Origin of the sequence: Microbacterium hydrocarbonoxydans (assembly GCF_000956475.1) — a bacterium.
GTDB classification, from domain to species: domain Bacteria; phylum Actinomycetota; class Actinomycetes; order Actinomycetales; family Microbacteriaceae; genus Microbacterium; species Microbacterium hydrocarbonoxydans_A.
Map to the genome: position 1 here is coordinate 598997 of NZ_JYJB01000009.1, position 14490 is coordinate 613486.

Here is a 14490-nt window from a genome sequence, read left to right on the forward strand (position 1 = left end):
GTCGATGTCTCGACATCGAGAGAATTACCAGGCCGCATCCCAGTGAAGGAAACACAGTGGATCTGTACGAGTACCAGGCACGAGACGTTTTCGAGAAGTACGGAGTGCCGGTCCTCGCCGGCATCGTCGCCGACACCCCTGAGGAGGTGAAGGCAGCCGCTGAGAAGATCGGCGGCGTCGTGGTCGTCAAGGCTCAGGTCAAGACCGGTGGTCGCGGCAAGGCCGGCGGCGTGAAGGTCGCGAAGACCCCCGACGAGGCTTACGAGGCTGCCAAGGCCATCCTCGGTCTCGACATCAAGGGCCACGTCGTCAAGCGCGTCATGGTCGCGCAGGGTGCGGCGATCGCCGAGGAGTTCTACTTCTCCGTGCTGCTCGACCGCGCCAACCGTTCGTACCTGTCGCTGTGCAGCGTCGAGGGCGGCATGGAGATCGAGCAGCTCGCCGTCGAGAAGCCCGAAGCCCTCGCCCGCGTCGAGGTGAACCCGCTGACCGGTATCGACAAGGCCAAGGCCGTCGAGATCGCGCGCGCCGCGAACTTCCCGGAGGACCTCGTCGAGAAGGTCTCCGACGTCTTCGTCAAGCTGTACGACGTCTACAAGGGCGAGGACGCCACGCTCGTCGAGGTGAACCCGCTGGTTCGCACCGACTCCGGCGACATCATCGCTCTCGACGGCAAGGTCACGCTCGACGACAACGCGAGCGAGATCCGTCACCCCGAGCACGAGGCGCTTGAGGACAAGGATGCCGCCGACCCGCTCGAGGCCAAGGCCAAGCAGAGCGGCCTGAACTACGTCAAGCTCGACGGCGAGGTCGGCATCATCGGCAACGGCGCGGGTCTGGTCATGTCGACGCTCGACGTCGTCGCCTACGCCGGTGAGAACCACAACGGCGTGAAGCCCGCGAACTTCCTCGACATCGGCGGTGGCGCCTCGGCCGAGGTCATGGCCGCAGGACTCGACGTCATCCTCGGCGACCCGCAGGTCAAGAGCGTCTTCGTCAACGTCTTCGGCGGCATCACGGCGTGCGACGCCGTCGCCAACGGCATCAAGGGCGCCCTCGAGACGCTCGGCTCCGCGGCATCCAAGCCGCTCGTCGTGCGCCTCGACGGCAACCGCGTCGAGGAGGGACGCGCGATCCTCGCGGAGTACGCGCACCCGCTCGTCACACTGGCCGCCACGATGGACGAGGGCGCCGACAAGGCCGCCGAGCTCGCCAACGCCTGAGACTGAAGGACTAGAAGAAATGTCGATCTACCTCAACAAGGACTCCAAGGTCATCGTCCAGGGCATCACCGGCGGCGAGGGCACCAAGCACACCGCGCTCATGCTGAAGGCAGGCACTCAGGTCGTCGGTGGCGTGAACGCCCGCAAGGCCGGCACCACGGTCTCGCACACCGACAAGGACGGCAACGCCGTCGAGCTCCCGGTCTTCGCCTCGGTCGCCGAGGCCATGAAGGAGACCGGCGCCGACGTGTCGATCGCCTTCGTTCCCGGTGCCTTCACGAAGGACGCGATGATCGAGGCCATCGACGCGGAGATCCCGCTGCTCGTGGTCATCACCGAGGGCGTGCCCGTCGGAGACTCGGCCGAGGCGTGGGCGTACGCGCAGAGCAAGGGCAACAAGACCCGCATCATCGGTCCGAACTGCCCGGGCATCATCACCCCCGGTGAGGCGCTCGTCGGCATCACGCCGGCCAACATCACGGGCAAGGGCCCGATCGGCCTCGTGTCGAAGTCGGGCACCCTGACCTACCAGATGATGTTCGAGCTGCGCGACCTGGGCTTCTCGACCGCCATCGGCATCGGCGGCGACCCGGTGATCGGCACCACGCACATCGACGCGCTCGCGGCGTTCGAGGCCGACCCCGAGACCAAGGCCATCGTCATGATCGGCGAGATCGGCGGCGACGCCGAGGAGCGCGCGGCCGACTACATCAAGGCTCACGTCACCAAGCCGGTCGTCGGCTACGTCGCGGGCTTCACCGCGCCCGAGGGCAAGACCATGGGCCACGCCGGCGCCATCGTGTCGGGCTCCGCCGGCACTGCTCAGGCGAAGAAGGAGGCCCTCGAGGCCGCAGGCGTCAAGGTCGGCAAGACGCCGTCCGAGACCGCCGACCTGATGCGCGCCATCGTCGAGGCGCTCTGAGCTGAGTTAGACTCGTAGAGAAGGCCCCGGGCTCCACCCCGGGGCCTTCTTCATGCCCGCTGCAGGGACGGAACGGGGCCAGCGACGTGAGGGGACCGCACATCCGTCGGCCCTGAATACGGATGTCGGTGCGGAGCCGACATCTTTCGTCAGCGTCGCGGCACGTCGGCCGTCGTGCCCCGCGGAGGATCTTCACATCGGCGCCGCGGCGAACTACCGTGGACGGATGCCGGAGACCCTTTCGACAGCCGAGCGCCGGAGACGATGGCGGGAGGCGGCGCTGCCGTCACTCCGCGGAGTCGTGCTCGACCTCGGCGCCGGGTCGGGCGTCGCCGCAGACCACCTTGCACCCGAGGTGGAATGGCTGGCGCTGGAGCCGCGCCGTCGGACCGATCCGGCCCTGAGCGAACGCCTGGGACGGCGCACGACGGCGCGACTGCTCATCGCGCCCGCCGAGTTGATCCCGCTCGAGAGCGAGGCGGTCGATGCCGTCATCGCGTCGACGGTGCTCTGCTCCGTGCGCAAACCGGCCCGAGCGCTCGCGGAGATCCGTCGAGTGCTGCGTCCCGGCGGAAAGCTGGTGTTCTTCGAGCACGTGGCCGCAGACCGCCGCACGTGGACCTCAGCGCTGCAGGCCGTCTACTCGCCCCTGTCACGGCTCATCGACCACGGCTGCGATCCGCATCGTCGCACGGGGGAGTTGATCACCGCGGCGGGCTTCGCCGACGTGGTCATGCAGCGCTCCGAGGCTCCTGGCGTGCTGGGGACGGTCGAACCGCTCATCGACGGGACCGCCATACGATGACGGGGGCGGATGCCGCAGCATCCGCCCCCGTCATCCTGCGCAGAACCGCGCTCAGGCGCCCAGCAGCGCCTCGATCGGTCCGCGGGCGAAGAAGAGCACGAAGCCCACGCCGACGACCCACAGCAGCGGGTGGATCGTCTTGGCCCGACCCGAGAACGCGTTCACGACGATCCAGCTGACGAAGCCCGCGCCGATGCCGTTCGCGATCGAGTAGGTCATCGGCATCACGGTGACGGTGAGGAACACCGGCAGCAGCACGCGGAAGTCGCTGAGGTCGATGTTCTTGATCTGCGAGAGCATCATCGCGCCGACCAGCACGAGGGCCGCGGCGGCGACAGCGCTCGGCACCAGCGAGGTCAGCGGAGTGAAGAACATCGCGAGCAGGAACAGCACGCCCGTGATGGTGGTCGCGAACCCGGTGCGTGCGCCCTCGCCGATACCCGAGCCCGATTCGACGAACACGGTGGCCGAGGACGAGGAGGTGCCGCCCCCGACGATCGCTCCGACGCCCTCGACGACCAGGGCCGACTTGATGCGGGGGAAGTCGCCCTTCTCATCGGCGAGGTCGGCCTCCTTGGCGAGGCCGGTCATGGTGCCCATCGCGTCGAAGAAGTTGGAGAAGAGCAGGGTGAAGACGAACATCACGAGCGTCACTCCGCCGACCTTCGCGAAGTCGAAGCCGAAGTCGACCTGACCGATCAGGCTGAGGTCGGGGACGCTCACGATGCTGCCCGAGAAGGCGAAGCCGAGACCCTCGGTCGGCCAGATCAGGTTCGCGATCGCGGCGAGCACGGTGCCGCCGACGAGCGCGATGAGGATCGCCCCCTTCACCCGCAGCGCGATGAGCACGCCGCCGATCATGAGCGTGACGACGAACATCAGGGTGGCGAGCGACGCGACGGATCCGCCGATGCCGAGGTCGACCGGCGGCGAGGCGTTCTTGGTGGACGTCACGAAGCCCGCGTTCACGAAGCCGATGAAGGCGATGAACAGGCCGATGCCCACGGTGATCGCGAGCTTCAGCTGCACCGGGACCGCGTCGAAGATGAGCTTGCGCAGACCGGTCGCGGCGAGCAGCACGATGATGACGCCGTTGATCATGACGAGCGCCATGGCCTCGGGCCAGGTGACGGTTCCGACGACGGTGAAGGCGAGGAACGCGTTGATTCCCAGACCCGCGGCGAACGCGAACGGCAGTCGGGTCGTCAGGCCGAACAGGATCGTCATGACACCGGCGGTGAGAGCGGTCGCCGCGGCGACGGCCCCGCCGGGCAGCGTGTTGCCGGCGACATCCGGGGTGGCGAGGATGATCGGATTCAAGATCACGATGTAGGCCATCGTGACGAAGGTCACGAGCCCTCCGCGGATCTCTGTGCCGATCGTGGATCCGCGTCGGCTGATCTCGAAGAAGCGGTCGAGTGCGTTCGCGGGCTCGTCGGTCGGTGCGGGAGCGGGGGACGGGGCAGTTGTCATCGGGGGAACCTCCGCAGGAGACGATATCGTGTCGCGCGTGCCGCGCGCGTCCCCAGGAAAGCCGTCGCCGCACGTCGTAGTCTCGATTCGATATGCAACGCCTCCTCGTCGCGCTCCTCGCGGCCTTCGACGCAGCCATCGCGGCCGCGGTCGGACTCGCCGTGCTGCTGGCGCCTCTCACCCTGCTGTGGACGCTCGCCTTCGGCGTCACGGCCGACTGGGGCGCCCTCTGGCCGCTGACGGGCACACTCTGGCAGTTCGGGCACGGAGTCGCCATCGACATCTCGCTGCCGACGGAGGTGCTGACCTCCGTCGGCATCGCACCGGATGCCGCGACGTTCACGCTCTCCGTGACTCCGCTCGCCTTCCTGGTGTTCACGCTGCTCTTCGCGGCGCGCTCGGGAGCCCGCGCCGCCCGATCGGGTGCCTGGCTGCTCGGGCCGCTCGTAGGCTCGAGCGCCTTCGCGGTGATCGCGGTGGGGATAGCGCTCACGTCCCGCATCGATGCGGCGCAGACCTCGCTCCTGCTCTCGATCGTGCTTCCGACCGCGGTCTATCTCGCCGGATCGCTCTGCGGCGCCGTGCGCGTGGCCTGGGAGGACGGCGACGGCGGACTCCTCGACCGCGTGCACGACGAGGTCGACGCCTGGGGCGACTGGGGCCCGGTCCCCGCGTCCGCCGTGCGGGGCGCGGCGGTCGCGGTCGTGGGTGTGACGGCGGCATCCGCCCTCGGCGTCGCCATCATCGTGGCGCTGCGCGCGGGGGAGGTCGTCGCCCTCTTCGAGGCGGCGCGCGTCGACGTGCTCGGCGGCACCGTGATCACGCTGGGCCACCTGGCGTACCTTCCGACCCTGATCGTGTGGGCGGCGGCCTGGATCGCCGGCCCCGGCTTCGCAGTCGGCACCGGCACCGCGGTGTCACCGGCCGGAACGCAGCTCGGTGTCGTGCCCGGCATCCCCGTCTTCGGGCTGCTGCCTGAGAACTCCTCGATGTGGATGCTGATCGTCGTGCTGCTGCCGATCGCGGCAGGCGCGTTCGCGGGCTGGGCGGTCCGCTCGCGCCTGGTCTGGGAGGGCACCCCGCTCGCTCTCGCGCCGCGAGCCGTCATCGCGCTCGGCATCGGGGTTCTCACGGCCGCGGTGGCGGCGATCGCCGCCACGCTCGCGAGCGGATCGATCGGCCCCGGCCGGCTGGCGGATGCCGGGCCCGCCGTGCTGCCGTTCTCCCTCGTGCTCGGAGCCGAGGTGCTCCTGGGCGCGGCGATCCTGCTGCTGTCCCCGCGGCATCGCGACGAAGTCGCGGAGGAGCGCACCGATCGCTGGATCGCCGAGATGGCGGCATCCGATCTCCCGCTGCTCGACGCCGGCGCCGGCTTCGTCCAGGGCGGCGACGCGAACGACACCGCGCCGCTTGACGATCTTCCTCCGCGCGGCTCCGGGCTCTGACATGCGGGTCGGGCGCGTCGTGCCGCCCCGGTAGACTGGGCGCGTGCTCACGGTCGCCGTTCTCATCTCGGGCACCGGCTCGAATCTTCGTGCCCTCCTCGAGGCAGCTCGCCATCCCGATTTCCCTGCGAGGGTCGTCGTGGTCGGCGCCGACCGCGATGCGGACGGTCTCGCGCATGCGGAGGAGTTCGGCATTCCCAGCTTCACGGTGCCGTGGCATCTGCACGAGAGCCGCGAGACCTGGGGCGAAGAGGTGAGCGCTCAGCTCGCGGTCTGGAAGCCCGACCTGGTCGTGCTCAGCGGTTTGATGCGTCTGCTTCCGCCCGCGCTCGTCGCGGAGTATTCGCCACGGCTCATCAACACCCACCCGGCGTACCTGCCGGAGTTCCCCGGCGCGCACGGCGTGCGCGATGCGCTCGCCGCCGGCGCATCGCAGACCGGCGCCAGCGTGATCGTGGTCGACGACGGCGTCGACACCGGCCCGATTCTCGCGCAGGAGCGCGTGCCGATCGTCGAAGGCGACACCGAGCACAGCCTGCACGAGCGCATCAAGCCCGTCGAACGCCGCCTGCTCATCGACGTGGTGCGCCGCATCGCGACCGGTGAGCTCGAGCTGTCCGCAGCGTCCTGAACCACACCCTCGCCACGAAGGAGCCCACCATGGCCGGCCCCCGCCACGACCCCTCCCTGTACCGCGATCGCGATTCGGTGCCCGTCCGCCGGGCGCTCGTCTCGGTGAGTGACAAGACCGGCCTGGTCGATCTCGCCGCTGCCCTCGCCGAAGCCGGCGCGGAGATCGTGTCGACCGGATCGACCGCGGCAACCATCCGCGACGCCGGCTTCGACGTCACCGACGTCGCGGCCGTGACCGGCGTCGCCGAGATGCTCGACGGTCGCGTGAAGACGCTGCACCCGAACATCCACGGCGGCCTGCTCGCCGACCTCCGCCTCGAGGACCACGAGGGTCAGCTCGAGCACCTGGGCATCGAGCCGTTCGAGCTGGTCGTGGTGAACCTGTATCCCTTCGTCGAGACCGTCGCCTCCGGCGCCATCGGCGACGATGTCGTCGAGCAGATCGACATCGGCGGTCCGGCCATGGTGCGCGCGGCGGCCAAGAACCACGCGAACGTCGCGATCGTGGTGTCTCCGGAGTCGTACCCCGCGATCATCAGCGCGGTGCGCGAGGGGGGCACCTCTCTGTCGCAGCGCCGCGAGCTCGCCGCGCGGGCGTTCGCGCACACGGCGGCGTACGATGCGGCCGTCGCCTCATGGTTCGCCGAGGGCACGCTGATCGACGAGGGCGACCTCCCGGAGCACCTGACGATCCAGGCGGAGCGCCTGGCCACGCTGCGCTACGGCGAGAACTCGCACCAGCGCGGCGCGATCTACACCCGCGCCGGCGGGCACGGCATCGCCCAGGCCACGCAGCTGCAGGGCAAGGAGATGTCGTACAACAACTACGTCGATGCCGATGCCGCGCTGCGCGCCGCCTACGACATGGTGCTGCCGGCTGTCGCGATCATCAAGCACGCCAACCCGTGCGGCATCGCGACGACCGCGCCCAACGCGCTCGACCCGATCGCCAGCGCCCACCTGCGCGCCCACGAGTGCGACCCGGTGTCGGCGTACGGCGGCGTGATCGCCGCGAACGGCACGGTCACGCTCAAGATGGCGGAGAACCTGAAGGACATCTTCACCGAGGTCATCGTGGCCCCCTCGTTCGAGCCGGCCGCCCTCGAGGTCTTCAAGGCCAAGAAGAACCTGCGTCTGCTGCAGCTGCCGGAGGACTGGCAGCAGGAGCGGATGGACGTGCGGCTGGTCTCGGGCGGCCTGCTGCTGCAGGATGCCGATCGCTTCCCCGACGACATCGAATCGGTCGCCAAGAACTGGGAGCTCGTCTCCGGTGAGCGGCCCAGCGACGAGGAGATGACGAACCTCATCTTCGCGTGGAAGGCATGCCGTGCCGTGAAGTCGAACGCGATCGTCCTCGCGAAGGACAACGCGACGGTCGGAGTCGGCATGGGCCAGGTCAACCGCGTCGACTCGTGCCGTCTGGCGGTCGAGCGGGCGGGCGATCGTGCGACCGGGTCGGTCGCCGCATCCGATGCGTTCTTCCCGTTCGCCGATGGAGCTCAGGTGCTCATCGACGCCGGCATCAAGGCGATCGTGCAGCCCGGCGGTTCGGTTCGCGATGAGGAAGTGGTGGATGCTGCGCGCAAGGCGGGCGTGACCATGTTCTTCACCGGAGAGCGCCACTTCTTCCACTGATCCCGGGCCCTCGCGCCCCAGCGCCGAGACCCCCGCTTCTCGCCGAGACCCCTCCTGCGGACATCTGCAGGAGGGGTCTCGACGGTTTCCCGCGGTCTCGGCGGGCACGTGCCTCGCGTCGGACAGTCGTGTCCGATTTCCGCTAGTCGATGTCGGTGACGGGTGGCAGAGTGGAGGCATGAGCCTCCCCGTGACCGACTTCGACGAGCGGTATCGCGCGATCAGCGCCCGCGACGCCCGCTTCGACGGGCAGTTCGTCACGGCTGTGCGCTCGACCAGGATCTACTGCCGGCCCAGCTGTCCCGCCCGCACTCCGAAGCCCGAGAACGTCACGTTCTTCCCGACCAGCGCGGCCGCGCATGAGGCCGGGTACCGCGCGTGCAAGCGGTGCATTCCTGAGGCGGCACCAGGGTCGCCCGCGTGGAATCTGCGCGGCGACACGGCGGCCAGGGCGATGCGACTCATCGCGAACGGAGTGGTCGAGCGCGAGGGAGTGCCGGGGCTGGCGGCGCGGCTCGGCTATTCGAGCCGGCACCTGACGCGGCTGCTCGCGGCCGAGCTCGGAGCCGGACCCCTCGCGCTCGCTCGCGCCCACCGCGCGCACACGGCGCGGATGCTGCTGGTCGGCACGGACATGCCGATCTCCGATGTCGCATTCTCGGCCGGCTTCGCCAGCATCCGCCAGTGCAACGACACGATCCGAGAGGTGTTCGGGATGACACCGGGGGATCTGCGGCTGCGGCGTCCTTCGCTCCCCACGCCCGCCTCCGGGGCGCGTGGGCCCGGCTCAGGGTCCCAGGACTCCTCGACCGTCGTGCCGGGGATGATCGATCTGGTGCTGCCGTACCGCGGGCCGCTGGATGCCGCCGGCATCTTCGCGTGGATGGCTGCGAGGGCGGTTCCAGGGGTCGAGCATGCCACGGCGACGTCGTTCGCGCGACACCTGCGGATGCCGGGAGGACCTGTCTGGTTCGAGGTGACCCAAGACACGGCGTCGCGCCTGCATCTGCGAGCGACGGTCACGGCGCTGGGCGATCTGGCGCCTCTCGTCTCCACCGTGCGTCGCATCTTCGACCTCGATGCCGACCCGCTCGCGATCGACGCTGCGCTGAGTGCGCATCCCGAGCTCGCGCCGCTCGTGGCCAAGACCCCCGGCATCCGTGTGCCTGGCTCCGCCGACCCCCACGAGATGCTGATCCGCGCCATGATCGGCCAGCAGATCACGGTCGTCGCCGCGCGGACGGCGCTGACGGCATTGACCGAGGCGCTGGGTGAGCGGGTCGCCGGGCACGACGGAGGTGGCGGGCTGCTGTTCCCGACCATGGCGGCGATCGCAGAGCATGGCGCGGAGGTGCTCCGCGGTCCCGCGGCGCGCATCCGCGCGATCACGGGCGCGGCCGCCGCCCTGGCCGACCGTTCGCTCACCCTCACAGTGGGCGATGACGGAGGCGAGCAGCGCGAGGCGCTGCTCGCAATGCCGGGCATCGGGCCGTGGACCGCCGACTACGTGCGCATGCGCGTGCTCGGCGACCCCGACATCCTGCTTCCCGGAGACGTGGCCCTGCGCGCGGGCGCGGCGGCCGCCGGCCTTCCAGGGGAGGCGAGGCCCCTCACCGAATGGGCAGCGCGAACTGCGCCGTGGCGCAGCTACCTCAGCGCGCATCTGTGGCGCGCAGCTCCCGTTCGGCCCGCCCGAAAGACGAAGGAGAACTCATGAACGCCATCATCCAGACCATCGACACCGCCGACGGCGCCTTCACGATCCTGGCGGACGACCGGCAGCGCGTGCTGTCATCCGGGTGGACCGAAGACCAGGAGGCGATCCTGAATCGTCTCGCCGCAGGGGCACGCCCCGAGTCGATCGTCGAGGGGGAGACGGAGGCCGCGGCATCCGCTCTGGCCTACTACGCCGGCGACCTCGAGGCCATCGACGCGGTCACCGTGGCTCAGAGCGGGACGCCGCTGCAGCTCTCGGGCTGGGCGGCGCTGCGCAGCATCGCTCCTGGTGAGCCGCTGACGTACACGTCTTTCGCCGCTCGGCTCGGCAACCCGCGTGCGGTGCGCGCGGCAGCGTCGATCTGCGCGCGCAACGCGCCGGCCCTGTTCGTGCCGTGCCATCGCGTGCTGCGCACCGACGGAACGCTCGGCGGCTTCGCGTGGGGCCTCGGCGTCAAGGAGCGCCTGCTGGCGCGGGAGGCCGTCGCCGCCTGAGTCCACCAGAAGACGGAGAAGCGGATGCCCCGGCATCCGCTTCTTCGCGTTCGGGAATGTCTCTTGCCCTCAGCCGGTTCACAGGAATAGGCTGGAGGGCTGTCGCGCCGACCGGCCGATGCCACCGAGCCCCTGAGGAGGACACCATGACCACGATCGCCACCGCGCGGATCGCAGCTCTCGGCTCGACCCCGGCGCGTCCGCTCTCCCTCTAGAGCCAGCCGACTCATCCGCATCGGATGCCGGGCTCTCCGAGCCCTCTTCAGGCGTCCGCCCTATTCAGCAACCGCTTTCCATACGAAACTCGTCTGAGAGACATGTCTTCCTCGCCCTCATCGCAGAACTCTTCCCCTCCTTCCTCCTCCCTTTCCACGCCCGCTGCACTGTGGCGGCTCAAGCCGTTCGTGAAGCCCGTCATCTGGCGTCTGGTCGGCGGCGCCGCCAGTGCTCTCGTCGCCGCGATCATCGCGCTGATGATCCCGCTCGTGCTCGAGCAGATCATCAGCGGCCCGGTGCGCTCGGGCGAGTTCGGTGCGATCGCCTGGGGCGCTCTGGCCGTGTTCGGTCTCGCGATCGGCGAGGCCGTGATGGTGTGGCTGCGCCGTCAGTTCGTGCTGAACCCGGCCACAGAGGTCGAGTACCAGATGCGCACGCAGCTCTACGCGCGCCTGCAGACGCTTCCGGTCGCGTTCCACGACCGCTGGCAGTCGGGCCAGCTTCTGAGCCGCATGATGCAGGACATCGGCCTGATCCGGCGCTGGCTCGCCTTCGGCCTCGTGCTGCTCGTCGTGAACATCCTCACGATCATCATCGGGTCGGTGCTGCTGTTCCGCTGGCACTGGCTGCTCGGTGCGATCTTCCTCGTCACGGCGGTTCCGCTCTGGATCCGCGGCTACCTGTTCGAGAAGCGCTACGGCGCGCTCACGCGACGCAGCCAGGATCAGGCCGGCGATCTCGCCACGAGCGTCGAGGAGAGCGTGCACGGCATCCGCGTGCTCAAGGCCTTCGGTCGCGGCAAGCACGCGCTGAGTCGCTTCAGCCGCCAGGCCGAGACGCTGCGGGAAACGGAGATGAGCAAGGCCGGCGCGATCGCGTCGATCTGGTTCTGGCTCGACCTGATGCCCCAGATCGCGTTCGGGCTGAGCCTGATCTCGGGAATCTGGCTGATCTCCCAGGGCGCCATCGAGGTCCCGGAGCTCTTCGCGTTCTTCGCGATGGCCGTCGTGCTGCGCTGGCCGATCGAGTCCATCGGCTTCCTGTTCTCCTTCATGCTCGACGCGCGCACCGCCACCGACCGCGTGTTCGAGATCTTCTCGGAGACCAACTCGATCACAGATCCGCAGAACCCGGTTCGCATCATCGAGCCGCGCGGCGAACTCGCGTTCGAGGGCGCGCACTTCCGCTACCAGGACGCGGGTGCCTCCGAACGTGATCTGCTCGACGGCATCGACCTGGTCCTGCGGCCGGGGGAGACCATGGCGCTCGTGGGCCTCACCGGCAGCGGCAAGACCACGCTCACCACACTGCCCGCGCGCCTGTACGACGTCACAGGCGGGCGAGTCACGCTCGACGGCGTCGACGTGCGCGACCTCGCCCTCTCCGAGCTGCGACAGCACATCGCGATGGCGTTCGAGGATGCGACGCTGTTCTCGGCATCCGTCCGGGAGAACGTCCTGCTGGGCCGCGCCGATCTCGACGTGCACAGCGAGGAGGCCGAGCGGGTGCTGCGCGAGGCGCTCGACGTCGCCCAGGCGGCGTTCGTGGACTCTCTGCCCGACGGGGTGGAGACCATCATCGGGGAGGAGGGGCTGAGCCTCTCGGGCGGCCAGCGTCAGCGGCTCGCTCTGGCCCGCGCCGTGGCGGCGAAGCCCAAGGTTCTTGTGCTCGACGACCCGCTGTCGGCCCTCGACGTCGACACCGAGGCGCTGGTCGAAGAGGCGCTGCGGCACGTGCTCGCCGACACGACCGCGCTGATCGTCGCCCATCGTCCCTCGACAGTGGCGCTCGCCGATCGCGTCGCACTGCTCGAAGCCGGGCGGGTCACCGCCGTCGGCACGCACGCCGAGCTGCTGAAGACGAGCAGGCACTACCGGCACGTGATCTCGAGTCTTGAAGCCGAGGAGGCCGCGCGCACCGGGGCGATCCCGGTGATCCGGGAGGACCCGGATGACGATGCCGAGTGGAGCGCGGAATCCGTCGAGAGAGCGGGCGCTTCGACAGGCTCAGCGAACCAGCAGGAAGAGGAGGTGCAGGCATGAGCTCGGCCGTCACCGGAACACAGAACGAGGACCGCTCGAACTACACCCGCGAGGAGAGCCAGGAGATCCGCCGTCGCTCTCTGCGCCTTCTCGGTTCGCTCGTGGGTCCCCTGAAGCGACAGGTCATCCTCGCGGCCGTCGTCCTCGTCGTCTCCACGGCGCTGCAGGTTGCGGGGCCCATCCTCATCAGCATCGGCCTCGACCGGGCGCTGCCCGAGGTGCTCGAGCACGCGAACTGGATGCCGACGCTGATGGTCGGATTCGTCTACCTCCTCGCGGGCGCCGCGGCGGCCGCGCTCATCGCGTGGTATGTCATGATCGCGGCTCGGATCACCCAGGCCGTGCTGCTCGACCTGCGCAAGCGGATCTTCCTGCACACGCAGCGGCTGAGCCTCGAGTTCCACGAGTCGTACACGTCCGGCCGCATCATCTCGCGCCAGACCAGCGATCTCGACTCGATCCGCGAGCTGCTCGACGGCGGACTGAACAACCTGGTCTCGGGGGTCCTGTTCGGCGCGTTCACGTTCCTCGCGCTGCTCGTGTGGGACTGGCAGTCCGGAGTCATCCTGGCGCTCGCCGGCATCCCGCTGTTCCTCCTGATGCGCTGGTTCTATTTGCGCTCGCAGCTCGTGTATCGCGAGTCGCGCGTGATCAGCGCCAAGGTGATCGTGCAGTTCGTCGAGACGATGACCGGCATCCGCGCGGTGAAGGCCTTCCGCAAGGAGCCGCGCAACGACGGCTCCTTCCAGAAGGTGGCCGGCGACTACCGCGACATCAACCGCCGCTCCATGCTGCTTTTCGGGACCTTCGAACCCGGTCTCATGGGCGTGGCGGCCCTCACGCTGGGCCTCGTCGTCCTGTGGGGCGGCATCCGGGTCTCGGCAGGGGCGCTGAGCGTCGGCGTGCTGCTGTCGGCCGTGCTGTACGTGCGCAACTTCTTCGCGCCCATGCAGGAGATCGCGATGTTCCTGAACTCCTATCAGTCGGCCACGGCCGCGCTCGAGAAGGTGTCGGGCGTGCTCGAGGAGGTGCCGACGGTTCCCGATCCCGAGAAGCCGGTCGACCTCTGGGAGTCCCGCGGTCACGTCAACTTCGATGAGGTGACCTTCGGGTACAACGGCGAGAAGACGATCCTGCCGAACTTCTCACTCGACATCCCGGCCGGGCAGACGATCGCGCTGGTCGGCACGACGGGTGCAGGCAAGTCGACGCTCGCGAAGCTCATCTCGCGCTTCTACGACCCCTCGAAGGGCCGCGTGACGCTCGACGGCGTCGACCTGCGGACACTGCACCCGAAGGATCTGCGTCGCGCGATCGTGATGGTCACACAGGAGGCGTACCTGTTCAGCGGCACTGTCGCCGACAACATCGCACTCGGCAAGCCCGACGCCACGCTCGACGAGATCAAGGCCGCTGCACGTGCAGTGGGCGCGGACGGGTTCATCGAGTCGCTGCCGGACGGCTACAGCACGGACGTCAACAAGCGCGGCGGCCGGGTGTCGGCAGGGCAGCGGCAGCTGATCTCCTTCGCCCGGGCGTTCCTCGCCGACCCGTCGGTTCTGATCCTCGACGAGGCGACGGCGTCGCTCGACATCCCCTCGGAGCGGCTGATCCAGGATGCTCTGCAGACGCTGCTCAAGGGCCGCACCGCGATCATCATCGCGCACCGCCTGTCCACGGTCGCGATCGCGGACCGGGTGCTGGTCATGGAGCACGGACGGATCATCGAGGACGACGCGCCTGACGCTCTGATCGGCGGCAGCGGCAAGTTCGCGCAGCTGCACGCGGCGTGGCAGGACACGCTGGTCTGAGTCGTGTGCCGGTGCGGAGCCCTCGGGGTTCCGCACCGGTGCGCGGTCGGCGCGCGGCGCGGGGGAGCGGCGGC

Annotated in this window: 11 protein-coding genes; 10 read left to right on the plus strand and 1 reads right to left on the minus strand. The window is 69.3% G+C overall.

Features of this window, described 5'->3' with window-relative positions:
• The first annotated feature begins 56 nt into the window (after nt 1–56).
• The 3 genes from sucC to RS84_RS12015 all read left to right on the plus strand — a co-directional run bounded on the left by sucC (nt 57) and on the right by RS84_RS12015 (nt 2950).
• Nucleotides 57–1223, plus strand: a complete 1167-nt coding sequence (gene sucC / locus RS84_RS12005) for an ADP-forming succinate--CoA ligase subunit beta (RefSeq protein ID WP_045257988.1) — start codon at nt 57–59, stop codon at nt 1221–1223.
• A gap of 19 nt (nt 1224–1242) precedes the next feature.
• Nucleotides 1243–2145 carry a succinate--CoA ligase subunit alpha gene (gene sucD, locus RS84_RS12010; protein WP_045257989.1) on the plus strand — a complete coding sequence of 301 codons (903 nt, stop codon included), beginning with the start codon at nt 1243–1245 and terminating at the stop codon, nt 2143–2145.
• 226 nt (nt 2146–2371) lie between these two features.
• Nucleotides 2372–2950, plus strand: coding sequence for a class I SAM-dependent methyltransferase (locus tag RS84_RS12015; protein WP_045257990.1), 579 nt, complete (start codon nt 2372–2374; stop codon nt 2948–2950).
• A gap of 51 nt (nt 2951–3001) precedes the next feature.
• Here RS84_RS12015 and RS84_RS12020 read toward each other — a convergent pair whose 3' ends face one another.
• Entirely contained in the window at nt 3002–4423 is a 1422-nt protein-coding gene (locus RS84_RS12020; protein ID WP_045257991.1) for an NCS2 family permease, read from the minus strand.
• 92 nt (nt 4424–4515) lie between these two features.
• On the opposite strand from RS84_RS12020, the gene RS84_RS12025 reads away from it, so the two are divergent.
• The 7 genes from RS84_RS12025 (at nt 4516) to RS84_RS12055 (ending at nt 14416) form a co-directional block, all read left to right on the plus strand.
• Nucleotides 4516–5868: a DUF6350 family protein gene (locus RS84_RS12025; RefSeq protein ID WP_045257992.1), complete on the plus strand. Its 1353-nt coding sequence runs from the start codon at nt 4516–4518 to the stop codon at nt 5866–5868.
• Between the two features lie 43 nt (nt 5869–5911).
• The gene (purN, locus tag RS84_RS12030; RefSeq protein WP_045257993.1) at nt 5912–6499 is read left to right on the plus strand and encodes a phosphoribosylglycinamide formyltransferase; all 588 of its coding nucleotides are present in this window, start codon (nt 5912–5914) and stop codon (nt 6497–6499) included.
• A 29-nt stretch (nt 6500–6528) separates the two neighbouring features.
• Entirely contained in the window at nt 6529–8136 is a 1608-nt protein-coding gene (purH, locus tag RS84_RS12035; protein WP_045257994.1) for a bifunctional phosphoribosylaminoimidazolecarboxamide formyltransferase/IMP cyclohydrolase, read from the plus strand.
• A gap of 178 nt (nt 8137–8314) precedes the next feature.
• A complete protein-coding gene (locus RS84_RS12040; RefSeq protein ID WP_045257995.1) occupies nt 8315–9853 on the plus strand; it encodes an AlkA N-terminal domain-containing protein in 1539 nt (512 codons plus the stop codon).
• Nucleotides 9850–10347, plus strand: a complete 498-nt coding sequence (locus RS84_RS12045; RefSeq protein WP_045257996.1) for a methylated-DNA--[protein]-cysteine S-methyltransferase — start codon at nt 9850–9852, stop codon at nt 10345–10347. The genes RS84_RS12040 and RS84_RS12045 overlap by 4 nt, the downstream gene beginning before the upstream one ends.
• A gap of 317 nt (nt 10348–10664) precedes the next feature.
• Entirely contained in the window at nt 10665–12605 is a 1941-nt protein-coding gene (locus RS84_RS12050; protein ID WP_235281481.1) for an ABC transporter ATP-binding protein, read from the plus strand.
• Nucleotides 12602–14416: an ABC transporter ATP-binding protein gene (locus RS84_RS12055; protein ID WP_045257997.1), complete on the plus strand. Its 1815-nt coding sequence runs from the start codon at nt 12602–12604 to the stop codon at nt 14414–14416. Before RS84_RS12050 ends, RS84_RS12055 begins: the two co-directional genes overlap by 4 nt.
• Nucleotides 14417–14490: the final 74 nt, after the last annotated feature.